Source organism: Variovorax sp. J22G73 (genome assembly GCF_030317035.1).
In the GTDB taxonomy this organism is placed as follows: domain Bacteria; phylum Pseudomonadota; class Gammaproteobacteria; order Burkholderiales; family Burkholderiaceae_C; genus Variovorax.
Genome location: NZ_JASZYK010000022.1, coordinates 1 through 23976, shown reverse-complemented (window position 1 = coordinate 23976; position 23976 = coordinate 1). Strand labels below are relative to the sequence as shown.

Annotated in this window: 21 protein-coding genes and 1 pseudogene; 15 read left to right on the top strand and 7 right to left on the bottom strand. The window is 63.1% G+C overall.

Features of this window, described 5'->3' with window-relative positions:
* Positions 1–52: 52 nt before the first annotated feature.
* Genes QTI51_RS37640 through QTI51_RS37625 form a run of 4 tightly spaced genes read right to left on the bottom strand, consistent with a single transcriptional unit; the run spans position 53 to position 4137 of the window.
* Positions 53–364 carry a DUF4387 domain-containing protein gene (locus QTI51_RS37640; RefSeq protein ID WP_286518329.1) on the bottom strand — a complete coding sequence of 104 codons (312 nt, stop codon included), beginning with the start codon at positions 362–364 and terminating at the stop codon, positions 53–55.
* Positions 361–1731 carry an acyclic terpene utilization AtuA family protein gene (locus QTI51_RS37635; protein ID WP_286518331.1) on the bottom strand — a complete coding sequence of 457 codons (1371 nt, stop codon included), beginning with the start codon at positions 1729–1731 and terminating at the stop codon, positions 361–363. Before QTI51_RS37635 ends, QTI51_RS37640 begins: the two co-directional genes overlap by 4 nt.
* On the bottom strand, positions 1728–3110 hold the full coding sequence (locus QTI51_RS37630) for an LLM class flavin-dependent oxidoreductase (RefSeq protein ID WP_286518333.1): 1383 nt from the start codon (positions 3108–3110) through the stop codon (positions 1728–1730). The genes QTI51_RS37635 and QTI51_RS37630 overlap by 4 nt, the downstream gene beginning before the upstream one ends.
* Before the next feature lie 37 nt (positions 3111–3147).
* Positions 3148–4137: a Bug family tripartite tricarboxylate transporter substrate binding protein gene (locus QTI51_RS37625; RefSeq protein WP_286518334.1), complete on the bottom strand. Its 990-nt coding sequence runs from the start codon at positions 4135–4137 to the stop codon at positions 3148–3150.
* Between the two features lie 133 nt (positions 4138–4270).
* On the opposite strand from QTI51_RS37625, the gene QTI51_RS37620 reads away from it, so the two are divergent.
* From QTI51_RS37620 to QTI51_RS37565, 12 genes and pseudogenes are all read left to right on the top strand, one after another.
* On the top strand, positions 4271–5215 hold the full coding sequence (locus QTI51_RS37620; protein ID WP_286518335.1) for a LysR family transcriptional regulator: 945 nt from the start codon (positions 4271–4273) through the stop codon (positions 5213–5215).
* A gap of 148 nt (positions 5216–5363) precedes the next feature.
* Positions 5364–6464, top strand: a complete 1101-nt coding sequence (locus tag QTI51_RS37615; protein WP_286518336.1) for a flavin reductase — start codon at positions 5364–5366, stop codon at positions 6462–6464.
* Positions 6374–6861: pseudogene (locus tag QTI51_RS39050) on the top strand (3,4-dihydroxy-2-butanone-4-phosphate synthase). Before QTI51_RS37615 ends, QTI51_RS39050 begins: the two are co-directional and overlap by 91 nt.
* Before the next feature lie 1468 nt (positions 6862–8329).
* The gene (locus QTI51_RS37605) at positions 8330–9646 is read left to right on the top strand and encodes a GTPase-associated system all-helical protein GASH (RefSeq protein ID WP_286518337.1); all 1317 of its coding nucleotides are present in this window, start codon (positions 8330–8332) and stop codon (positions 9644–9646) included.
* A gap of 6 nt (positions 9647–9652) precedes the next feature.
* The gene (locus QTI51_RS37600) at positions 9653–10606 is read left to right on the top strand and encodes a TRAFAC clade GTPase domain-containing protein (protein ID WP_286518338.1); all 954 of its coding nucleotides are present in this window, start codon (positions 9653–9655) and stop codon (positions 10604–10606) included.
* 3 nt (positions 10607–10609) lie between these two features.
* Positions 10610–11443 carry a TRAFAC clade GTPase domain-containing protein gene (locus QTI51_RS37595; RefSeq protein ID WP_286518339.1) on the top strand — a complete coding sequence of 278 codons (834 nt, stop codon included), beginning with the start codon at positions 10610–10612 and terminating at the stop codon, positions 11441–11443.
* A gap of 6 nt (positions 11444–11449) precedes the next feature.
* A complete protein-coding gene (locus QTI51_RS37590; protein WP_286518341.1) occupies positions 11450–13933 on the top strand; it encodes a GAP1-N1 domain-containing protein in 2484 nt (827 codons plus the stop codon).
* A gap of 26 nt (positions 13934–13959) precedes the next feature.
* The gene (locus QTI51_RS37585) at positions 13960–15051 is read left to right on the top strand and encodes a caspase family protein (protein ID WP_286518342.1); all 1092 of its coding nucleotides are present in this window, start codon (positions 13960–13962) and stop codon (positions 15049–15051) included.
* Between the two features lie 529 nt (positions 15052–15580).
* Entirely contained in the window at positions 15581–15997 is a 417-nt protein-coding gene (gene tnpA / locus QTI51_RS37580; RefSeq protein WP_286518343.1) for an IS66-like element accessory protein TnpA, read from the top strand.
* Positions 15994–16341: an IS66 family insertion sequence element accessory protein TnpB gene (gene tnpB, locus QTI51_RS37575; RefSeq protein ID WP_286518344.1), complete on the top strand. Its 348-nt coding sequence runs from the start codon at positions 15994–15996 to the stop codon at positions 16339–16341. Before tnpA ends, tnpB begins: the two co-directional genes overlap by 4 nt.
* Before the next feature lie 84 nt (positions 16342–16425).
* The gene (tnpC, locus tag QTI51_RS37570) at positions 16426–18033 is read left to right on the top strand and encodes an IS66 family transposase (RefSeq protein WP_503011590.1); all 1608 of its coding nucleotides are present in this window, start codon (positions 16426–16428) and stop codon (positions 18031–18033) included.
* Between the two features lie 58 nt (positions 18034–18091).
* On the top strand, positions 18092–18574 hold the full coding sequence (locus QTI51_RS37565) for a hypothetical protein (protein ID WP_286518346.1): 483 nt from the start codon (positions 18092–18094) through the stop codon (positions 18572–18574).
* 4 nt (positions 18575–18578) lie between these two features.
* Here QTI51_RS37565 and QTI51_RS37560 read toward each other — a convergent pair whose 3' ends face one another.
* Positions 18579–19343 (bottom strand): ImmA/IrrE family metallo-endopeptidase, encoded by a 765-nt coding sequence (locus tag QTI51_RS37560; RefSeq protein WP_286518348.1) that lies wholly within the window; start codon positions 19341–19343, stop codon positions 18579–18581.
* Between the two features lie 24 nt (positions 19344–19367).
* Complete coding sequence (locus QTI51_RS37555) at positions 19368–19688, bottom strand: helix-turn-helix domain-containing protein (RefSeq protein ID WP_286518349.1); 321 nt, start codon at positions 19686–19688, stop codon at positions 19368–19370.
* A gap of 13 nt (positions 19689–19701) precedes the next feature.
* Here QTI51_RS37555 and QTI51_RS37550 point away from each other — a divergent pair, with 13 nt between their 5' ends.
* The 3 genes from QTI51_RS37550 (at position 19702) to QTI51_RS37540 (ending at position 23893) form a co-directional block, all read left to right on the top strand.
* Positions 19702–21402 carry an SAVED domain-containing protein gene (locus QTI51_RS37550; protein WP_286547716.1) on the top strand — a complete coding sequence of 567 codons (1701 nt, stop codon included), beginning with the start codon at positions 19702–19704 and terminating at the stop codon, positions 21400–21402.
* Positions 21403–21429: 27 nt separating this feature from the next.
* Complete coding sequence (locus tag QTI51_RS37545; RefSeq protein WP_353506581.1) at positions 21430–22674, top strand: nucleotidyltransferase domain-containing protein; 1245 nt, start codon at positions 21430–21432, stop codon at positions 22672–22674.
* Positions 22675–22954: 280 nt separating this feature from the next.
* Positions 22955–23893 carry a hypothetical protein gene (locus QTI51_RS37540; RefSeq protein WP_286518352.1) on the top strand — a complete coding sequence of 313 codons (939 nt, stop codon included), beginning with the start codon at positions 22955–22957 and terminating at the stop codon, positions 23891–23893.
* Between the two features lies 1 nt (position 23894).
* Here the strand turns inward: QTI51_RS37540 and QTI51_RS39045 are convergent.
* Positions 23895–23976, bottom strand: an 82-nt coding sequence (locus QTI51_RS39045) for an IS3 family transposase (protein ID WP_353506580.1), incomplete at its 5' end; no start/stop codon positions are given.

Sequence of the window (23976 nt, the reverse complement as noted above, 5' to 3'; positions counted from 1 at the left end):
AAAAAAAGAGGCAAGGGCGCTTGGATGGTCGGGACGTCGAGCAGTCGGTCGCTCACGGAATGTCGATCGCCATGAGCGGTGCATGCTGCTGTGCACCGAAGGTGTCGCGCTCGCCGATGCTGCCCTGCGCCCATCCGCGCCGCAGCGTGAACTTGAAGGCCAGCGCGGGCCTGAAGAAGAGCAGGGCCACGATGTCGTCCGATGGCACGCCGTAGAGCCTGCACACGAGGTCGCGCGACAGCACGCCGCTGCGTTCGGCGCGCTCGTAGGCCGCGGCGTCGGGAAACATCACGTCGAACGTGAGTTCGAAGGGGCCGGAGTTCTTGCTGCGGATGACCTGGGCCAGGTCTTTCAGTGCGGTCATGCGCCGACCTCCTCGATGTGCGATGGAAAGAGCTCCAGGGGCGATTCGACTTCCATCAGGTGATAGAGCGAGAAACGGCACACGGGGCCGATCGGATTCTCGGGCGGGTTCAGCGGAATCGCGAAGTTGCCGGCGGTGGCCATCTGGCCCTTGTACGGCATGTGAAGCACACCGATGCGCGCGTTGCTGCAGATCGCGTTGGCCAGCTCTTGCGTGGGCGCGGTGACCTCGCCGAGGATGCCCACCTCGAGCGGAACGAAGTCTTTCTCGGGTTCGAGCGCGCCCATGACGCCGTTCTTGCCGTAGACGTGAAAGTGGATCTGGGCTGCCCCCGACGCGAGTTCGGGGTACACCGCGCCCAAGCGCTTGCGCAGCGCCTCCAGGAAAGGCTCGATCTGCGCGATCAGGATCGGGTCGCGGATGCCGCCGACGAAGATCGTGCGCTGCCCTGCGATGGCAGCGCCCTCGAGCTTCACGAGGTACTTGGGCGACGGGCGGAACACGCTGCCCTTCACGCGCACGGTGCGCTCGTTCAGCGGCACGTAGGTTGCGCCGGTCAGGTCGAGCATGCCGCCCGGACCCGACAGCAGGTCGGGCCGCGTCTTCTCGTACAGCGTGTGGGCCGCCACCGACAGCGGCGTGCAACGCTCGTTCGCGCTCATGGGCTCGAGGTCGAAGCTGTCCTGCCGAACCGTCGCCAGGATCACCTTGCCCTTGGGCTCGGCGCAGTTGGCGCCGCATTCCATGATCTTTCCCATGTGCCAGAAGATGCCCGGGTCTTCGATGCCGTGGAACTGGCAGAACGCGGCGTAGGGCGCGGGGTCGTAGGCACGGCCGGCCACGACCACGTCGATGCCGGGATGCTCGCGCAGCACTTGCAGGATGGGCTCGGAGCCCATCTGCGCCACGATGTGCTCGGAGGTCTCGATGTCCTCGCGGGTCGCGGGCGGCGCCGAAGCGCAGGGCCCGATGCGCCCGGCCTCGTGGCGCTGGAGAACCACGGCCTTGTCGACGTCCGCGTAGATCGCCGCGACCTTCAGGCGCCAGCCTTCCGAGGCGGCGATGCGGCCGATCACCGCGATGGTTTCGTCCACGTGCGCGCGAATGCCGGGGCCGCCGGCCGAGCCGAGCAGCAAAGGGATGCCGCGCTTTCTGCAGCCCTTGAGGATGGTGCGCAGGTCGCGCTCCAAAGCGCTCGCGGCGACGATCATCTTCCCGAGGCCCAGCAGGTAGGGGCCGGGGTCGGTGGAGCCCGCATCGACGATGACGGCATCGGCCCCCGCGTCGATGCCGCGCATGAAGTCGGCTTCGGGAATGCCGTAGCCGAGCATGCCGACCGGCGTGAGTATCTTGATCTCGCGCTTCATGCCGACACCAGTTTCTCGGCCTCGCGCCAGTCGCGCGGCAGCGGCCGCTTCAAGCCCAGCGTGTCGCGCAGCGTGGCGCCGTCGTAGGACTTGCGAAACAGGTTGCGCCGCTGCAGCTCGGGCACGACGAGCCGCACGAAGTCTTCGTAGCTGCCCGGTGTGTGAAGCGCCTGGATCACGAAGCCGTCGCAGGCGCCTTCGAACCACTCCTGCATCTGATCGGCGATCTGCGTGGGCGTGCCGACGAAGTTCGGACCTTCCTTGACCGTGCCCCGGCCCGAGCTCTCGACAAAGTCGCGCACCGAGGGGTTCTTCTTGCCGCTGGCCGCGATGACGCGGTCCCGAAGGCCGTGCCACGACTGGGCGGCCAGTTCTTCGTCGGTGAACGGGAGTTCGTAGGGCCGTGCCGCGAAGTCGACGTTCAGCACTTCGCACAGCAGCGCCAGCCCGTCGATCGGCCGGGCGGTCGAGGCTGCGAGCGCCAGCTTGTCGCGGGCATGCTGCTCCGACTCGCCGACCACGAATTTAACGGCCGGCGCGATCTTGACCTGGTCGGGGTCGCGGCCAGCGTCGGCGATCGCCTTTTTCAACGCTGCGTACTGCTTGCGACCGCCTTCGAGGTTGGGGTAGCTCGCGAACACCAGCTCCGCCCATCGCGCCGCGAAGGCCTGGCCGCGCCCGCTCTGGCCCGCCTGCAGGATCACCGGGTGGCCCTGCTGCGAGCGCGGTACGGGAAGCGGCCCTTTCGACTTGAAGTACTTGCCGCTGTGGTCCAGCCGGTGCACCTTGTCGGGGTCGGCGAAGCGGTCGCTGGCCTTGTCCAGGATGATCGCGTCGTCTTCCCAGCTGTCCCAGTGGCCCATGACGACTTCCATGAATTCGTCGGCACGGTCGTAGCGCGCGTCGTGTTCCATGTGTTCGTCGCGCCCGAAGTTCGCGGCCTCTGAATCGTTGAGCGAGGTGACGACGTTCCATGCGACGCGTCCCTTTGTCATCAGGTCGAGCGTGGCGAACAGGCGCGCGACATGAAAGGGCTCGTAGTAGGTGGTGGAGTAGGTGGCGCCCAGCCCCAGCTTGCTGGTTGCGCAGGCCATGGCCATGAGGATGGTCGAGGGGTCCATCTTCACTGCGCGCACGCCATGCGCCACGGTCTCGCGGTGGCTGTCGCCGTAGATGTCGGGCATGGCCAGGCGGTCGTCGAAGAAGGCCATGTCGAACAGGCCGTCTTCCAGCGTGCGTGCGATGCGCTGGTAGTACTCCGGCGTCATGAAGTCGCTCATGCTCGCGGGGTGGCGCCACGAGCCGACGTAGTTGGTGCAGTTCTGCGCCTGCAGGAAGGCGATCAGGCTCATCTGGCGCGGGGGTGCTGTGGTTTTCATGGAAGTTGTCCTTGGTCGGGTGGAGTGGAGGTGTTCTTCAGTCGATGCGGGCGCCGGAGGCGACCACGGCCTTGCCCCAGCGCGCGTGCTGCTGCGCGAGGTAGCTCTGGAACTGCGCGGAGGAGCCGCCGAGTGCATAGCTGCCGGTGGAAACGAACTGCTCGAGCACGGCCGGGTCCTTCAGCGCGGTATTGACCGCGGCGTTCAGCCGCTGCACCACGGCGCCCGGCGTGCCCTTGGGCGCCAGGATGGCCGACCATGGCATCGCCTCGAAACCGGCCAGGCCCTGCTCGGCCAGCGTGGGCAGTTCCGGCGCCGCCTCGAAGCGCTTGAGGGTGGCAATGCCCAGCAGCTTGATGCGGCGGCCCTTGACCATCGGCAGCACCGCGCCCGCCGTGTCGAAAGCCACGTTGACCTGCCCGCCGATCACGTCCGTGATCATCGGCGGCGAGCCCTTGTAAGGCACGTGCAGGAGGTCGATGCCGGCCTCCTTCTTGAGCATTTCCATCGCGATGTGGCCGGTGGTGCCGTTGCCGCTGGAGCCGTAGCTCACCTTGCCGGGCAGTGATTTCGCCAGCGCGATCAGTTGCTTGAGGTCGTTGACGGGCGAATCCACGGCCGTGAACAACACCAGCGGCGAGGCCGAGACCGAGGCCACGGGCTCGAAGTCCTTGAGCGGGTCGTAGGGCAGCTTCTGGTACAGCCAAGGGTTGATTGCCAGCGTACCGGTGGAGCCCATCAGCAAGGTGTAGCCGTCGGCCGTCGCGTTCTTGACGGCCTCGTGCGAAATGATGCCGGCCGCACCGGGGCGGTTGTCGACGTAGACGGCCTGCTTGAGCGTCTCCGACATGCTTTGCGCGATGCGGCGCGCGCTGGTGTCGGTGCTCTGGCCCGCGGGAAAACCCACGATCAGCTTGATGGCGCGGTCGGGGTAGTCGCCGGCGAGCGCGGTGCCGTGGAACGACGCCAGCGAAGCCACGGAAGAGGCCGCGAGCGCGGAGAGGCAGAAATTCCTGCGGTCGATCATGGTCTTGTCTCCAACTTTTATTGCCACCCCGTCGTGCGGGGCATGCGGCAATTGTTGAGGTCGACAGCCTCTCGAACAAATCGAGAACCACGATACACTTATAAATTAGCTCGATAGATCAGGCCCCGCCCGCATGGCTTCTCCTTCCTCCGCCTCGATGGCGCAAATCCCCTCCGCGATCGGTCTGGACCTCATCGAGCTTGAGACCTTCGTGGTCGTGGCGAGCGCCCGCAGCTTCAGCGCGGCGGCGCAGCAGCTGCATGTGACGCAGCCCACCGTGACGGGGCGCATCAACCGGCTCGAAGCTTCGCTGGGCGCACAGCTGCTGCGGCGCACGACCCGCAAGGTGGAGACCACCGACGCGGGCGAAGCGCTATTGCGCGAGGCCGTCAAGACTCTCGAAGGCCTGGCGCGCCTGGTGGAGGGTTTTCGCAAGAAGGCACGCAACGCGCGCCAGCGCGTGGTGGTGGCGGCCACGCCGACCATCGCGGCGCTTCGCCTGCCACCCATCATCCAGGCCTATGGCGAGCGGTACCCCGATGTCGAGGTCGAGCTGCTGGACCTGCAGTACGCGAACGTGCTCGCCGCGATCGACGACGGCCATGCCGACGTCGCGGTGCTCGCACTCGAAGGCCGCGACAAGCGCTATCGCTTTGTTCCGCTCTGGCAGGACGACATGCTGCTCGTCGCGCCCCGCGGCCATGCGCTTGCCCGGCGCAGGAGCGTAGGCCCCGAAGACCTGGCGTCGATTGCGCTCATGGTGGTCGACCAGTACCAGGGCGTGCGCGCGCGCATCGCCGATGCGCTTCAGGCGCGGGGACTGAAGCTGCCTGCGTCGAAGGTCGTGGGCAACCTCAATACCCTGCTCGGCATGCTGGACGCGGGCATGGGCGTGACGCTGCTGCCGAGGTCTGTATCGCAACGCGGCAGCGTGGCCAAGCACGCGCACATCGAGATCGAGGGGGTCGACATGACGCGTCACTTCGGCGTGGTGACTGCCCGCACGGCCCAGCTCAGTCCGGCCACGCAGAGCTTCATCCGGTTCGTGAGGCAGGCGGACATGCATCCGCGCAGTTGAGCGGCAGGCCCGGACAAGAGTTTTTGGGCTTTGGCTTTGGCCCTCGATCTATCGAGCCAAATTATCAATTCATCGCAATACTCGAATTGTTGATGGCATCCGCGGTTCCTAGACTCCAGCGCATTGAAATGCATATGGAGACAACCTCATGGAAGCGATCGCATCCTTCGAAGCCCGGCAGTTGCGCGATGTTCTGGGCACCTTCGTCACAGGGGTGACGGTGGTCACCACGCGCGATGCATCGGGTGTCGCGCACGGCGTCACCGCCAACTCGTTCAGTTCGGTTTCGCTCGATCCGCCGCTGGTCCTCTGGAGCCAGTCGTTGTCATCCAGGAGCTACGAGGCGTTCCACGGCAGCGATCATTTTGCGGTCAACATCCTTGCCGACGACCAGATCGACGTGTCGAACCATTTCGCGAAGTCGCGTGACGACAAGTTCAGCGGCATGGCGCACACCAGCGGCGTGGGTGGCGTGCCGGTGCTGGACGGCGCGGCGGCGCACCTCGAATGCGTGAAGGTCGCCGAATACCCGGGCGGCGACCATGTCGTGTACATCGGCCGCGTGGCACGCATCGCGCAATCGGGCCAGCGCCCGCTGGCCTTTGGCAGCGGCAAGTACATGGTGGCCTACGCGCACGACCTCGGGCCCACGGCATTGCGGTTGGGCACGTCCAAGCCGGCGGATCTGCGAGCGATCCGGCTCGCCGTCGATGAAATGCCCGGCATTGCAACGGCGCTCGGCGAGCACACGCTGTGCCTGTCGGTGTGGGGCAACCACGGGCCGACGGCCATCCACTGGGAGCCGTCGCGCCAGCCGGTCAGCGAGCAACTTCGCCCCGGTCTCGTGATGAGCATCACGCGGTCTGCAACGGGCCGCGCATTCGCGGCGTTCCTGCCGGAAGCGATGACCAGCCGCCTGGTGGAAGAGGATCTGCGCGTATCGACTGCCGCGCGGGAGACGACCGAAGAGCGTCGAGCGGCGTTCGATGACACCATGCGGCTGGTGCGCGAGCGCGGCATCGCCACCGCCGTCGGCGCGTCGCCCTCGCCGATTCACCAGATCGCCGTCAATGCCTTCAGCGCGCCTGTCGTGGATGCCGACGGCCAGATGGTCATGGCGCTTTCGGTGACCTCGTGCGCGGGCCGCCTGGGCGCCGAATGGGATGGCGAGGTGCCGCGCGGCCTGGCCGTCGCGGCGAACCGAATTTCCACAATGCTTGCAGTCAGCCGCGCCGAGGTGGCGGCATGAAGGCGCAAGCAGTTGGGCCAGGCGACGGCGGCCTGCGCGAGTTTTTCCCCAAGCGCGACCTGGCACCCGGCGGCATGGTCTTCGACGATGTGGAGACTGCCGTGCGGGCTATGTCCCGCGGCGAATTCGTGCTGGTCGTCGACGACGAGCACCGCGAGAACGAGGGCGACCTCATCATCGCGGCGATGCCGTGACGTCGGCGCATCTCGCGTTCATGGTGCGCTACACGAGCGGCATCGTCTGCGTGGCGCTGCCGGCGGACGTGCTCGATCGACTGGCGCTGCCATTGATGGTTCGCGACAACGAGGAGTCGCACCGGACCGCGTTCACGGTGAGCGTCGACTGCCGTCGTGAAACCACCACCGGCGTCTCCGCTTCGGATGCCAATAAATGTTAGCGGCACAACCCCGGGCCATCGTTCGATTGGAGATTGGCATCATCCCGACTGCTTTTGGCCAATTTTCCGACGGTTACGCGACCGGATAGAGTCGGCCAAGCGCCGTCATTTGTCGCCCGACCCCGGTTTCTCGCACGGTGCAAATCGCAGCGACGGCCCAAGGTTTCTCTGAGAGGAGGGCAGCTTCAGCCTTGGGCCGCAGGCCTTTCAGTGTTCACCCGTGCCGCAGGAAATGGTGGGCGTCGCAAACCTCCGTCGGCTTGTCGGTGAAGCTCGGCAGGCGAAAATACACCACGTGCCTCGTGAACGACGATCTACGATGCGGCGACATGGCGTGTTCAAGCCGATGGTCCATCAACGTGACGGTGCCCGCTGGGCCACTTAGCGCTTTCGGAGTGCCCGTTGACTCATGCCTTCTGATGGCCTCTCTGACAGCATCCGGGCTCAGTGGCCGCTCAATACTGTCGAACCTGGCCTGCGTCGCTCGATGCGTCCCCGGCCAAACGAGGAGATTCCCCGCAGCCTCGGACGGCACGTCGACGAGGTTGATCCCCACCAGAAGGCCAGACCAAGCGAGTTCGCCGTAGGCGCCGTCCACATGCCGATTCAAGTTTCAGCTGCCATAGCCCTCGAAGAGAGAGGACAGTTGGCACAAAGACCCGAAGGTGGCCGGACGCACCAGAAGCTCGACGAGGGTCTCCTGGAGCGGTGTCACACGAGGTAGGGCTGGGACAAGGAAGCTTCCATTGTTTAGCCAGCGACTCGACGGCACACGCGGATCGCGGTATCGGCCTCGGCGAGCTGATGCACCTCGTCGACCCAGTCCGCAAGCTCGATTGGAGGTGCAAAATTGAGTGTAGCCAACATCGATGAAATCGGACGCGTATTGATTCATGTAGCTTTTGCGGACTCAGTTAAAACAAGCTTCGATTTTGCCAAGCGAGTTGGATGTGTGCTGTTCGTTCGTGGTTGCAGTCATGCGGCCGACCTTCCCCACTATGCGGGCGATAGGGTTTCCGTGGCAGCCCGGCGTTCGGGGGCAGCGAGTGAATGAATCAGAATCGCAGGGCAGGCAAGCCGGAGGTTAAGAACGAGTAGGACGGTGCAAAGCGTCGTGACACCTGCATCACCCCGAGGCGCGGCGGCATCTCGGCCAGTGTCCGCTTTCGTGCAGCTGCAACTTCCGCAGTGGGCCCGATGCGGTCTCTCGCGATGCGCGAGCGTGAGGGACTGCTTTGCAGCGGTTGCCGTCTGTCGTGGCATGCGGCCCGGCTCACGCTCTGTACACCAAATTGGTCAACGGCTCACTGGTTGACCTACGTTCACCGATGGCTGCTGTCGATGGTGGAGTAGCCGTCCAAGCATTCAGCTTGCCGCCGACGCAGCCCGGCCGGCGAGCCGCGAACCTTTGCAGTTGAGGCGTTAAGCTACGGTTAGTTGCAAATCGAAAATGGCAGGAGGGCCACGCATGAGTAGCGAATATCTGATGAGATTCCTCGAAATTGGCGCCATCGATCTGAAAGGCGATGACACCAAACTCGAAAAGCTGCGCGCTACAGCGAAAGACCTTTCCGCGGTCTTGAAGAAGGCCCCTGCCAAGACGGTCCGCTTCACCATGGCAGCCGCTGACCCTGGCATCGCATCGGACGATCCGACCATCCAAGAGGCGATGACGGCGCTGCGCGAGCAGTGGGAGACCGTGTCCAACGCGTACGCCCGTCCTCCCGTGGCCATCCTGCGAGCAATCCTCCTCGATGCAATCGTCCTGGCCGCCCGGTTGGATGATGCAATCTCGGTTGCGTTCGTCAACACGGCGCGCAACGCTCTCGCACAGGCAGAGACCTCTGGCGAGGAAGAGGTCTGGCGCGAGGCGGTTGGCGAGATTGAAACCAAGGTCGATGCCCGCGCTGAGGAGGAATGGGCTACGCCGGGGATGATTACGATTGACCCGCTGCAGTACGCCCCGCCCGCGGTGGCCGCGCAGAAGGTCAAGTGGCCAACCGTAGACCGAGTGGCGCTTGAGACATCAATACATCGTTCTGCAGGCCCTTGGGCCGGAAATCCGGGCAACCAGTATGCGCCTCATAACCAACCGCAACAGTGGGCCGCTTCATTCGCGGAGAAGATGAGCGCTGTCATCGGTAGCGAGCTGGATGCTATGGCTAAGGGACTTACGCCCACTCCTGTCGACCTTGCAGGGCCATTCACAGCGCTGGCAACCGCAGTTGCCAACCACGTCGAGAAGGCGCTCGAAAGCTTTAGCGGAGCAACGGCCGGCTTGCAGCGCCGCACCAACCTCCTCTGGTGGAAGGAAGCCCTCTACTCGCCCAGTGCCCACGAGAGTTATCTCGATCTTCCTCCCTATGAGGCGGCGGCCCTGATGGCGCTGGACCTTCATGAGCAGGTTCCGACCTACTCCCCGGCGAGCGTATCGTCGTTCCTCAAGGAAACCATCCGCTGCCTGCCTATAGACCCAATTGCTGCCGAAAGCGGCAAGCAGGAAGTCGCCGCGCTGGTTCAAGACGCGCGAACCACCGCATTCATGCAGCCGTTCCGCAACCTCGCGGCGCAATACGTGCAAGCAGCGGAAGGACGTGGCCCTCTGCTGTCCGTGATTGGTCACCCGCAGAACCCTGGAACCATCGACGCCGGGCAGCTCCGTCCGCTTGTCGGCATCGATGCAACTGCAAAGATGACGCCCGCCGAGTGGGGCACCTACCTTTTCCGAGAACTTCAAAGCGCGCGAGCGACCAACGTCGGCGTCAAGCGTTCGAAGCGGAAGTAGGTCGCCATGGACCGCTGTCCGCACCCCAAATGCTCCGCTGACGACAACATCACATGTTCCCTGGGTCACATCAAGCTCGCAAATTGCCCTGAGTGGAAGAAGGTCGTCCCAACGTCCACGACCGCGCAACCTAATCCAGACGAACTGGCCGTGCCGTGGAGCGGCTCCGCCCTTGGCGAGTCCGACCTCAACTTCATCAGTGGCAGGGGCAAGCCCATAACCGTTGGAATCGTGGGTCCGGAAAGCTCAGGAAAAACCACGGTGCTGGCCGCGTTCTATCTGTTGCTCAGTCGTGGCAACCTGACGTGCGAAGACAGCCTCTTCAGCAACTCGTACACGCTGGCTGGTTGGGAGGCTGTCGCCAATAACCTTCGCTGGAAACCTGGCCAACAAGCCCCTCACTTCCCACCGCATACCACCAGCCGGGCCGCGCGCGCACCGGGCATGCTCCACCTGGCCTTCCGTCGCCAGGATGGAGCGCTGCGCGATCTGCTTTTCGCTGACGCCCCTGGAGAGTGGTTCCAGAAGTGGTCCATCAATCGGCAGTCTTCGGAAGCCGAAGGCGCCCGCTGGATTGCCAAGCATGCTGACGTCACCTTGCTGATTGCCGACCGACAAGCATTCGCTGGGCCCGCGAAGGGCACTGCCAGAAACGAGTTCTTGCTACTGGCTCAGCGTGCGGTCGCTGAATCACAAGGCCGGCGCTTGGCTCTTATTTGGACCAAAGGCGATGTGGAAGTGGCGCCAGCGATGGAGGCGCAAATCAGGAAGTCATTGGGCTCCACTGCATCCAATGTGCCCGAGTTTACGGTCAGCGTTTTTAAACGCGGCGAGGTCGAGGCCGCAGAAGGCTTTCAGAAGCTGTTTAACTGGATCCTTGAGACCAAGCGCCCAGGCGTGCAGCTGCCCACATCGGAAGTAGCCGGCCACGACCTGCTGTTCCGCTACGGTAGGAGATAACCGGTGTCCGCTCAACACAGCATCCTTTTGGTCGGCGAATCGAATGTCGGCAAGACACACTACGGCGCGCAGTTCTTGAAGCGACTGATGGTCGAGTCATGCGCGCTCAAGCGCAACGGCGCCGCGTCCAACCTGGAAGCCTTCACCACTGCGCTCAGCTGCTTGGCTGACGGTAAGGCGACCGACCACACTCCCGCCAGCACCTACGTCGAGAGCGTCTGGCCCATCAAGGACGATGCCGGTCGCACTGCGGAACTCGTATGGCCGGACTACGGCGGCGAGCAGGTGCGCAACCTTGTGAAGCAGCGGCGTATTCCCGCTGCGTGGCGTGAGCGCGTCCTGGCCGCCACGGATTGGGTGGTGCTGCTTCGCTTGCACTCGCTGCGTGCGGAGGACGACCTGTTCTCCCGGCCGCTGCATGCTTTCGCCGGCTCTGAGACCAAAGAGGTCACCGAGTACGAGTCGTCAGACCAGGCCCGGACGATCGAACTCCTGCAGATGCTGCTCTACATCGCCCAGCTGAACCTGGACCGCAAACTGCGCAAACCTCGCCTGACGGTGTTGCTGAGCTGCTGGGACGAGCTCGAAACCAGCGCGCTGCCGGATAAGTTGCTTGCAGAAACGCTGCCGATGTTCTGGTCGTTCGTCCGGAGCAACTGGGAATCTCCCACGGTCATGGGTCTGTCGGCCCTGGAGAAGGCGCTCAGCAAGACCGAGTCTAATGAGGAGTACGCGATTCGCGGCCCGGAGGAGTTCGGCTTCGTCATCTTGCCTGATGGCAAGAAGGATAAGGACATTACGCTGCCTATCGAGCGGCTGATGGCCGAACCGGCCTGAGCGCATATGCAAGTCGAGCAGGCCGTCTACGGACAGGTTAGCGAGCGTGGGCATGGCTTGCGGGATTCGAGCGACAAATCTCGGCTTGCGGCGGAAATCTATGGCCGACTGGACCTGCCCGACGGCGTGCCGGGTGGGGTGCAGGGGTGGTCCCCGTTCGTCCGGGGCTTCCCCGTTGGCGACCACTATGTGATTGCCAAGACGTTCCTGGACCCGAGCGCATCCCGCGGCGGCATGGTCCTGTCTCACGCGCTCATAGTGAGCTTGAACGACGTCTGCGACCTCGGTAGCCTAGCCCCGCTGTTCGGGCTTCTGGCAACGGCCGTAAACCAGTTCCCGATTTCGATCACGACTTTCGACCTTCAACTTGCTGGAATTCATGAGCCGTATGCACCGAACTTGGTCGGAGCGGCCAACGCGCTGGCGACGCAGCAGCTGCCGGTCGTCAGCGTAGGCGTGCCAGGATTTGAGGGGCTAGTCGATGCGCTGTGGCAGAACCTCAGCCCCGAGATGCGTCGCTCTTTTGCGTTTCGACTGAGCTTTGGGCCTACCGACCTGGTGGAGCAGCCGCTGCCCACAATCGTCTGCACGCCTGAGCAGCTTCGCGCTCGCTGGCCAAAGCATGCCGTGGTCAATCCGGATGACGTCGTGCCGGCGTCGGCTGTGGCTACGGTGCTTTGTGGTCAACGGCCGCTCGCCCCCTTGGTGGTGCTTGCCGCTGACCTCGGGGTGACGCTAGCAGCGGTCAAGGATTTGAGCCGTCTTGAGAGGCTACACACCCTGCTTGAGGGCAAGGGCGATTTCGATGACCATCTTGCGGCGGTTCGCATGGTCGATGGTCTCTCCCCGGACCCGAGGGTAGGCGTTGCCACCAAAAGCGCGCTCCTGATCAGGCTTGCAGGACTCGTCCCTGCTGCCAGCGCGAGCCAGCTGCTCGTCTTGAGGAATTTGCTCTTGGCCGGGTTCTCGCAGGCCGAGCAGTTCTGGTCAGTGGTCGAGCTTGCCGTGGCCAAGCTGAAGTTCGAGCCGGCCCAAGATGCCGAGCTCGGTGAACTCGCACAAGCCGCTGGAGAAGAGGAGCTTGCGTTCGAACCGTGGCGGGCCGCTGCCACTACGGGGCTGCTGGTCGCGTCACGCAAGGACGGTGCGCCAATCTACAAAGCGGTCTGGCGGTGGGCCGAGAGCAACTCGCCCGCGTTTTCTGCGGTCGTGGATGCCCTGCCGACTGAGCGCGCCTTTGAGCAGCGCCTTGCTGCTGCTGTGCCCAAGAAGCTCCAGGTCTCCAAGCCGGAGCAGTTGCTCGCACCTGTGTTGAAGAAGCGCTGGCTGGTGGCCTATGGCACCGTTCTAGCGGCGACGCTGGCACCGCGTGACGCGGCGTGCCAGCAGCTCAAGGTCGACAAGGCCGCGGACCATTCCGAAGGCTTGAAGGCTGCGCTTGGCCACGCGACCGCTGCGCAGGTGCTGGAGTGCGCGGTCAGCGAGAAAGATTCGCGCTTGGTGGGCATAGCTGCGGACATGGCGGTTTCTGACCCCGAAGTGCTCTCGGGCATCCGTGGCCAAGACATCTCCGCGCAACAGGTCTGGGCCACTGCAATCAAGAAGAAGTCCTCGCTGTGGAATGCACCTAAGAAGCCCGCTGATGTTCGAGACACCGTCTTGGAGCAGCTCGTCGACGGGCATGCAGCCGAGCCGAGCCTGCTCGAAGCCTTGGCGCACACACCGCTTGCGGATGTCTGTTCGTTCCCGAGACGAGCTGAACTTTGGCATCGGCTGCCCCAACGAAATGCGTACCTGCAGGCAACAGCTGTCGGATGGCTGGAACAGGCTGGGGCCATTGGCAAAGCTACAGCGCCCGAAGGCGCGCTCGAGCGAGCCATCGTTGCGAGCCCCGAGCTGCAAGCTATCCTTGGTAGGCCGTCTGTGTCAGTCGACGCAAGCCTTTCGATCGTCGCCGCGCTGGCGTCGTTCTCTGAGTCGATGTTCACCAGATGGCTCGAAACGATGCTGCGGGGCATGAATGTGCTTTCCACCTCTTCCTCGGAGCGGTTGGGGACGCTTGTTGCGTCCCAGCGCTGGGACCGCGCTGCGAATACTCTCGCCGACTTTTATTCGACGCGTCGGCGCGCTGACCTTTTGCCGGCGCTCCGTGCGTGTTCCGGGTTGCTGGGTATATTTACCCGCTGGCGGCTGGGGGTGTTTGCTCCGACGGTCACTGAAAAATGGGCCGCTCTGGAAGATGCAGCTTGCGATCTTTACCCCGCCGGCCCTGATGACGAGCAGCTCTGGTCACGGGCAGGAGGAAAAAAGTCAGACCTCCCTGGAGGATTCCAGAGCGGCGCCGCCCGTTGGCATGCGGCGCTGAGTTCAGTTCGATTCGGCGGCCGACCTAAAGCGCGAGAGCTTCTTTTCCACATGCTGAAGGACTTCCCCGACAACGAGCAGTTGCGGCTCTACGCCAGCGACACCGACATCGTGGGCTATCGGTGACCCGCGTATCACAACCCATTTCAGTCATGACTTCGCCTAGCTACCACCAAGGACATGCGCTGCTGGTCGGCGTATCTAAGTACCAACACATCTCATCCCTGCCGAGCGCGATCCTGAACGACGTGATGGACATCGCCGCGACGCTGTCGTCGGCTGACTACTGCGGCTATGCGCAGGACAACGTCGTGTCGCTGCTCAATGCCGATGCCACGCGACAAACGGTATTAAATGGTCTGGGCGCTCTGGCCGCCCGCGCCGGGGAAGATGACACCGTCTGCGTGTACTTCTCTGGCCACGGAGCAGTTCTGCCAAGCGCCGGTGGCGATGACAGTGCGCTGCTCACCGTGGACAGCGACCTTGCCGACCTCGCAGCCACCGCCATCAGTTCCGGCGACCTGGCGGCCGCACTTGGCCAAATCAAGGCAAAGCGCGTCCTTGTTTTCATCGACTCCTGCCACGCGGGCGGCGCCATCCTTTCCAAGGGCCTGACGGACGGCCAAGGCCACGAGTTCAAGTCTGGCTACAGCCCAAGCGCTTTCGCGAAGCTCGCGGTCGGTACAGGGCGAGCCTTGATGGCATCGTGTCGCGCCGATGAGGAGTCCGGGGTCTTCACGGGAGCGAGGAACAGCATATTCACCACGGCGTTGCTTGCAGGGCTAAAGGGCGCCGCGGACAAAGACAACAGCGGAGTCATCAAGGTCTTCGACCTGTTCGAGTACGTAGCAGAAGAGGTTCCTAAGGCTGTCTCGGACGACCAGCATCCCGTCTTCAAGGCTGACAACGTTGAGCAGAACTTCCCGATCGCGTTGAGTCGCGGCGGGAGGAAAACACCTGTCAGCGCTTCCGCGCCGTCAATGCATGTCGATGCTGACCGTTGGAGCCAGCTGGAGCAGTGCCTCATCGAACTCTTCCCAACCGGGCCGCGTGAACAAGAGTTGTGGACGCGGGCCGGTGGTAACCTTTCGAAGCTTCAGCTCCATGGGGCGGGTCAAGCCATGTGGCATTCGGCGCTGCGGACCCTCAAGCAAGGCGGAGGCGGCAAGAACATTAGCTTTGGCTCTCTCGTAGCGGCGGCGAAGGAAGATTTCCCGAATCACCAGCCGCTGACAGCGCTGTAGGACCATCGTTGAGCACAGCCGACGAGGGGCTGACATTAGCAGAACTCTAATTCCGCTCAGGGTGACATGATTCTGCCGCGACACGAAGAAGCTGCCATTCAGACGTGTTAGCGGCCGGCGATGCTCAATGGCTGGTGTTGGCGGATGCAGCCGCCCAAGTCCGGATGCGCGAACGACTCACATCAGTCTAGAGCGGTCAGCCGTTTTCGGACGCTGAACGACTGGTTGGCCGACTGTTGTCGAAGCTGGGCCGATGCTACTAGAGCCGAAGCACACATTTAGTACTAAACCCGAGTCGCGACGGCGGTGGCGAATGCCAGCGCGTCACTGGCAAGCAAGACCTTCAATATGCTCTGAGAACGCAGCCCTCTAAAGGCAAGCAGCGCAAGCGTGAGTCTAACGAGTACGAGAAAGACACTTCCTGCATACGCCGCAAGGTAATAGTCCGACGAAGGCCGTCCTTGCCTGATGCAAGGGACGCTGGAAGCATCTGACCCGAATCGCAGACCCGCTTGGAGGTGTGCGCTAAATGGAGATGGTGCACACCATGAAGAGTGAGCAAGGCGCAGGCAAGGCCAGCCGGCGTCATCACGACCGGGCGTTCAAGCTGGAGTTGGTGCGACAGAGCCTGGAGCCGGGTGCGTCCGTATCGGCAATCGCGCTGCACGGCGGCGTCAACGCCAACATGCTGTTCAAGTGGCGCAGGGAACATCTTCGGACTGAAGGCAGCACGGCGGCGGCTTTACTGTTGCCGGTGACGGTCGCGCCGGTGGGCGAGGTCATGACGATTCCCGCGTCAGGCGAGCGCGCTGTGGCGCCACCGAGGTCGCCCCCGCGCGGTGGCGTTATTGAGTTGGAGTTCGCTGGCACCCAATTGCGCTTGCGCGGGGCTGTCGACGAAAGCAGCCTTCGCAGTGTCCTGCGCGCGCTGCGACAGAGCGAATGATCGGCCCGCGCGCTGGCACTCGGGTCTGGCTGGCAGCTGGTGTGACGGACATGCGCTGCGGCATGGACACGCTAGCGGCGAAGGTACAGACCGCGCTCGCCGAGGACCCGTACTGCGGTCATGTGTTCGTCTTCCGTGGTCGCCGAGGCGATCTCGTCAAGCTGCTGTGGAGTGACGGCGATGGCATGTGCCTGCTGGCCAAGCGGCTGGAGCGTGGCCGCTTCATCTGGCCGCAGGCCGAGTCGGGCTCGATCTCGCTGAGCGCTGCCCAGCTGTCGATGCTGCTCGAAGGCATCGACTGGCGCCGACCCGAGCGCACCTGGCAGCCGCGCGCGGCGGCATAGTTGGTCGTGTGCAGTTGACAGGGCAACTCCCGCTGTAAGGATGGGTGGCGACAGGCACAGTCGCACCCCATGACCTCCGAGGAACTGCTGGTTGCCAACGCCGCTCTGAGCGGCGAGGTACAGCGCTCGCAAGAGGCGTTGAAGATTGCGCTGCTGACCGTCGAGAAGCTCAAGGTCGAGGTGGCTTACCTGCGGCGCATGAAGTACGGTCGCTCCAGCGAACAGCTCGAGCACGCGCAGCTTGAGCTCGTGGGCGGCCAGCTCGCGCAGCCGGCTGGGACGCCAACGACACATGCCGAGGGCACCAACACCGAAGACGGTGTGCACCCTTCCAATGTCACGTCCATCGAGCAAGGCCGCAAGAAGCGCCAAGCACGCCAGCGCACCGGCGTGCGGGATTTGCCGGATCACCTGCCGCGACGCATCGTGATGCACATGCCGCACAGCGGTTGCAGCTGCGAAGCCTGTGGTCGCGACCTGCGCGAGATCGGCCAGGACATCTCGGAAGTGCTCGACTACGAGCCGGGCTGCTTCCATGTCGTGCGCCACGTTCGCCCGAAGCTCGCCTGCGCGAGCTGCAGCACGATCACGCAGATGCCCGCGCCGAGCCGCCCCATTGATCGCTGTCTGGCCGGCACCGGCCTGCTGACGCACGTGCTGGTGAGCAAGTATTGCGACCACACGCCCTTGTATCGCCTGTGCCAGATCTACGCCCGTGAAGGCGTGGAACTGCAGCGCTCGACCTTGGCAGACTGGGTGGCGCAGGCAGCACGCCTGCTGAGCCCGCTGGCCGAAGCGATCGGGCGCTATGTGTTGGCGGCCGACAAGATCCACGGCGATGACACACCGATCCGCGTGCTCGGCGGCACGGGCGCTAAAGCTCGCACTGGACGCCTGTGGGTGTATGTGCGGGATGACCGGCCCAGCGGCGATGCGGCGGCGCCGGCGGTGTGGTTCCAATACTCAGCGAATCGCAAGGGAGAACACCCTGTGCGCCACCTGCGGCACTTCAGGGGAATCCTGCAAGCAGATGCCTTCGCTGGCTACCACCCGTTATACGAAGATGGGGGGGTGAACGAAGCTGGCTGTTGGAGCCATGCACGACGCAAGCTGTGGGACATCCACGAGCGCCAGCACAAGCTCGGCGGAACGTTGGCGCATCAGGCGCTGCAGCGCATTGGCGAAATCTTCGCAGTAGAAGCGGAGATCCGAGGCAAGCCGCCGCACGAGCGGATGCAAGTTCGCCAGGCACGCACCGCGGCGGTGCTGAGCGAGCTGAAGGAATGGTTCAACACAGCGCTGTCGCAGGTCTCGGCGAAGTCGCCGATGGCATTGGCGATCGGGTACTCGCTGAGCAACTGGACCGCGCTGACGCGCTTCGTCGACGACGGTCGGATCGAAGCGCATAACAACGCCGCTGAGCGGGCGTTGCGAGGCGTCGCGATCGGGCGCAAGAACTACCTGCACCTCGGCTCTGACGCCGGTGGGCAAAGCGCTGCGGTGATTTACACCTTGACCGGCTCGGCCAAGCTCTGCGGCATGGATCCGCAGGCGTACCTGCGCTACGTACTCGACCGCATCGCAGACCACCCCATCAATCGCATCGACGAGCTACTGCCGTGGGCAGTCGCCGGCGAGTTCTCGAGGGCTGCTGCGACATCCTCGCAAGCGACTGACAAGCTCGCGGCTTGAGCACACCGCCGCTGGCAAAATCGTCAGGATGCGTGTCAAGCAGATCGAAGATCTCCCCATGGCGACCAGCGCCGAGCTGTACCAGCTCAGTTGGGTCATCGAGCAACTCATGGCCGACCCGAGGCGCATCGTGCAGGCGCGCTCGCAGCTGCACATGGGTCAACTGGTGAAGTATTGGGACTGGGGCACTGGCAAGCTGCGCGAGGCTCGCATCGCGGCGATGAAGGACCGGCAGGTCACACTGCTTGATGAGCAAAGCAAACAACGCTTCAGCGTGCTGTATGCGGCCGTCGTGCCGGTGGATGAGCAGCAAGGGGCCACCGCACCGGCGCCTGCGGCACCGTTGAGGCCGCCGCCGGAGATTCATCACAAGCAGGACTTCCACGTCGGCCAGCGTGTGAGCTTCACCGACCAAAGCCTGAAGCGACACGTCGGAGAAATCGTTCGGCTCAACCAGCGCACAGCAACGGTTCACTGCGACGGGCGTGCATGGCGCGTGGCGTTCGCTCTGCTTCAACACGTCACCGACATCACGACCTGAACCGTCACGCCGTCAACAACGGCTTCGACCGGACTATTACGAACCAAGTGCGAGCGCCGACGGTGCAGCCCGCCTTTTCGGTAACCCTGCAAGAGTCGGCTGCGAGGGACCCCGCGGGCAGTTCATTGACACGTCCTCTTGTGCGAAAGAATGCGCCGTTCTTCCTGGCCCGATCGGAAGAAACAGCCCAATCCACGAAGCCGTCGCGTGACAGAATCAAAACGGCGCTCTCTAGCGTTGCCGAGACCCAGCGCAGTGCTGCTGCTGTCAAGGAAACGCCGAACACGTCGGCGCATTCTCCGATCATGCGAAAGTCAACGCGAGTCTCATCAATGCGCTGGCGCAGATGGTTGAGCGGCATCAGAAGGGAGGAAGCGAACTCATCGGCCTGCGCCTCGATCTGTTGCTCGGGCGAACCCCATGCGACCATGTCCTTCTCGCTGCACTCGAATGACTCCTGCTTTTCGCGATGAAGCAGGTAGTGCCCCAGTTCATGAGCCTGGGAGAAACGCACGCGTCCCGTCGACCGGATGCGCTCGCTGTAGAGAAGTGCCCAACCGTCATCAACCCTAAACAGGCCGGCCTCGAAAGTCTTCAGATCTACGGCTTGAACCGTGAGCACGGGGTCCTTGAACCTGAACTGTCCTGCGATGTCGAGCGCGAGCTGCTCTACGTTGACAGGAAACCGCTGGAAATGACCTGCCTGAGAAGCAAAGTCGAGCAGGTGGGAGAGTCGGGTGGCTGCCTTCGCGGGGGTATCCATGCTCATGCGTCGCCCTTGGACTATTTGGGACTATTTGCGCTTGAAGGTCTCGAGTATGAGCCGAAGGCGCTCCTTGTCGTCTGGTGCCAGCTTGGAATAGTTTCGAAAGAACTGCTTGTCCACGTGCGCCTCCTGCGCTTGATCGACGGAGTCGTCTAGGAAATAAGAGACATCGACCCCGAGTTGATCGGCAAGGCCTTGCATCTTTTCCGCGGAAGGGCGTTGGGACTCGCGATTCTCAAGTTCCCACAGATAGCTCTTGCTCAGGCCGGCACGCAGCGCGAGGGCCTCCAGGGTCAGCTCCTTTTCCAGACGGAGCGCGCGAATTTTCTCGCCTAGCTTGGTGGCCATTGATCTTTCGGGTATGGCGACAAATGCACAGCTGAAAATTCTATGCCACTTCTCCGAACTTTTTCCACCTGAATTCAGTTACAACTGGCTATCTGAAAGTTCGCTACACCGAACTTTTCGTCTTACCATTGAGGCAATTGACGGCCCCAACATCCAGATGAACTCTCTGACCGACTCTCAACTTGCCGCATCGCTGAAGCTCGCCTCCCAGGCGGGTGCGCATGAGTATTTGCTGGTCAAGAATGCCTACCAAGCCGGTGTGTACTCGCGATCGAAGGGCGCATCGGATTGGCAGGAGATCGGGCTCGGTGATCTGGAGGAACTTGCGACTGCCCAACTCAAGCTCGCGCTGGCCGCAAAACGTGTGTTTACGGTGGACATCGAGGGCTCGATGACCGTGGTTGACTTCAGCTCCAATGCGCCGATGCCGCTCAGTCTCGCGCAACTCAGCGCTTGGCTGACAAGCCGGGACGCCGTGACGAAGGGCCGAAAAGGTGAAGTTGACCGCGCCACCGAGTTCGAAGTTGCTTCGGTTGCGGCATGGCGTTGCCAGATGGAAGGGTGCGGGGAATCGTTGAGAGAGCACTTCTCGGCCGGCCGCAGGGCGAACTACGGCTACCTTGCCCACATCGTCGCCTCTTCGCCGAGCGGTCCCCGCGGAGATCCAGCTATGTCGGCTGCACTGGCAACGGTGGCGGAAAACATCATGCTGCTGTGCGACAAGTGCCATCGCCTGATCGATCGCGTCGCGCCTGACCAATACAGTGCGGACCGCCTGCTTGCGATGCGAGAGCAAAACATCGCCGAGGTGAACCGACTGCTCGGAGCGCTTCGTTTCCCGGCTGCACGTGCCATTGTGGTCGGCGGTAATATAGAAGGCCAGAGTGTCGGGTTCAACCTTCGGGCTGTCGAACAGGCGATGTGGGCGCGCAAGTTGCGTCTGGCTGATCACGTCCCGCTCAGGTTCATGGCCAACGCCAGCAACGCATCTGTCAGTACTCAAGCGCACTATTGGCAGGCGCTTTTTCATAGCCTAAAGACCGAAATCCCTGTGCTGCAAAACCAGCTAAGCGGAAACGCTGAGGGGACTGCCGCTGCGGCACAGCTCGCAGTGTTTCCGACGCATGTCATGTCGGCCCTGGCGTTGACAGGTCGTCTGATCGGAAACGCCACGACCGTGCACCTGTTTCAGCCCAATCGAAATGCGGCGCCGGATGCACTTGGCGAGCGCTGGGCCTGGCCGGCCACAGACGGCAAACCTGCCGATCCAAAGCGGTTCAGAGTGGAGGTCTCAGCGTCATCGGGCGCCAAGGAAGCGGGGCTGTTGTTGTACCTCACGGCGGCCCTGCCTGACATGGAGCTTCCGTTTGTCGGGCTTCCGATGGTGCGCATCGTTGCCGGTGAGTCGAGCCATACGGCGATTGCTGGCCAACCGGATCTGGATCTTCTGGCCGTCAAGATCGATGAAGCCTTGAGACTGCTCCAGGATATCTGGCGGGTTGAACGAATTCACTGCGTCCTCATCGCGCCTGCGTCAGCGTGCGTACTGTTCGGCCAGAAGTTGCAGGCGCGCCACCACGCACCCGTGCGGCTTTACGAGCGGGAGCGCACATTGCTAGGGGCGCCGCAGCGGGGAGCGTTCGTGCCCACGATCGACATCCTGCCCGCCCAGGTGAGCCTGCCCGATAGCAGTGCGTCCATCTCATTTACCTAGCTCTTCCCAGCCAATTTCCTAGCGCTAATCCTTTTTCCACTAACCGAAGGCCAGTGCCATGAACCAGTCGCTATCCCTTGCCAAGTCGATCGCCGCCGAGCTGGCCGCCCGCCAACAACGCGTCAGTGGGAGACGTTCATCCTCTCCATCCTTACCCGTCTGGAACTCGACCCTTCGGAGCGGTCGCGCGCGGAGGCCCATTACCAGGTGATGGCGCGGCACATTGCAGCCAAGCTGGGTATGGCTGACAACGACGTGCATGTCGTTGTCCAGGGATCGATGCGCACCCAGACCACCATTTCTCCGCGCGGCAACGCCAAATTCGACCTCGACGTGGTGGTCAAGCTCACCGGCTCTGGCTTCGAAAATATCAAGGCCGAGGCGTTCTTCGAAGAGTTCGGCCAAGCGCTCAAGGGCCTTCCCGAAGCCGCCGGGGAGCCCGAGGCGCGCCGGCGTTGCTGGCGCCTGCAATACCCGGGTGAGCCGTTCTACTTCGATGTCACGCCTGCCATTCCTGGCAGCCAGCAGATCACCGGCACCGACCTGCGGGTGCGCGATCCCGAAACGACATGGACCCCCTCTAATCCGGAGGACTTCGCTGACTGGTTCTGCACCATCGCACAGCTGCGGTTTGCATTTCACCAGGGCGCCGGCTGGGTGTTCGCGAGGGACGGACGCAGTCAGGTCGATCCACTGCCCAACCGTGCGATCGGCCTTGATGATGTTTTGCGTCGAACCGTGCAACTGATCAAGCTGCATCGAGACAATCACTACCACCTGTTGCCTGAAGAACGCAAGGCAGCGATGCCGATCTCGGTCATCCTCGTCACGCTCGCGGGGCACGCCTATCGCGACTTGCATGCGGCAAGTCCGAACGCGTTTTCATCACCGATCGAACTGGCGCTTGAATTGGTCGACCAGCTACCGAGGTACATCCAGCGTGGCAATGGCAGCTACCGCGTGGCCAATCCCGGCTTGGCGTATGAGAATTTTGCCGATCGCTGGAACCCCGATGGCGGTGTGCGCGCGCACGAGTTTGCGCAATGGCATACGCGGCTGAAGGACGATCTGGCGCTGCTTTTCCACGAGGACTACGACTCGCGCAGTGCGCAGCGAATCCGCAGTGTCTTCGGGCAGGCTGGCGTCGACGCCTGGAGGGCGAGCCAGCCCCCCAGCAACGATGTGTTGAAAGGGCTGCGCGCGACGGTGCCTATGCAACTGCGCGAGCCCGGCTCGCCGACGCCCATGGGTTCGAGGAAAACGCTTGCCTGAGCTAAGTCAACGCGCGCGATCCGCGCTCGAGGTCGCCGGCCAGGCGGTGGAGGCATGGCTAGATGGCGCGGGTGCTGCGTTCGCCAAACGTGTTGGGAAGGGGCCTGGCAAGGGGCATGGGCGAGAGGACGCAGCAGGCAGTGTAGAAGGCGGAGCGGAGGGCGGCGCAGCAAAAGGCACAGGACGCCGTGCACGAACTTGGCTCCTAGCGCTCGACCATCCTGCGCTACAGGGCAACCCGGTCTCATTGACGGTGCCTCGCGATTTCCCGGCCAACCCCGTGCAGATCAAAGTGGACGAGAAACTGTGCCTTGAGCTTCCGCATGTCGAGGAAGACGGTCGCGTGTGCCTGGGCATGCAGGCGTGGCCGATTGACTACACGCAGCCGCTGCAAGCAGTGGACCGCGCACTCGAGATCTTTGAGGAATTCTTGCAGCGCTGTCATGACCCTGTGTGGGTTGAGCAAGAACTCCATCGGGAACGTCTCGCTTACTGGGCACGATGGTGCCTGCGGCGGCGTCGATCGCGCGATCGGCGTCCATCGCCCAAAAAAACCTTCATCAGCTACCCAGGCATGCTAGCCGCTGGAGCAGTCGGACAGGCCGCTGTCTACGAGAACGGCAATGCGATTCTGACTTTCGGCGACCAGGATCCGAACGTTCTGGCGCGTCGACACAAGCTTGCCGGCGGAACGATGACACTCGGCGACGTCATGCTTGTGGAAATCGATGCGCACATGAGTTGGACACCGACTACCTGGCCTCGTGATTTCAACCAGCTTGAAGCATTGGTCGCCAGCGCCACCGATCACCAGACTTCGGTTCAAGCCTGGTTCGACGACGGCGAGGGCAGCAAGTCGCCGATAGGCCGTGAACACAAGAACGCCCGGGTGAGGGCCAGGGCTAGGTCTGACGCGATCCGGCGCAAGTTTGTCGTCGTTGCACAAAGCGGTGTCTTCTACGGGTTTCAGCTGTCTGGGCGCCTGGGTTCCTCGTTGCCAGCACTCGAGCCGCTTCTGCTCGAACGAATTGATCCAGCGTGGGCACTCACACGCGATCATCGCGCTGCGGTCTTTCAAAAGCGCCGCCAGAAGAAGGTGCTTCTGCTGGGCTGCGGCTCGCTTGCCAGCCCGTTGCTCGAGTTGCTCGTGCGAGCAGGGGTGTCGCAAGTGCATGTGGTCGACGCCCAGGCGGGGGGTGCGGATAAAAACTTGGACTGATTTATGTCGCAAGCCCAAGGCTCACCCGGTATTCGATAGGGCTGAGAGAGCCAAGAGAGATCTTGATCCGCTTCTCGTTGTAC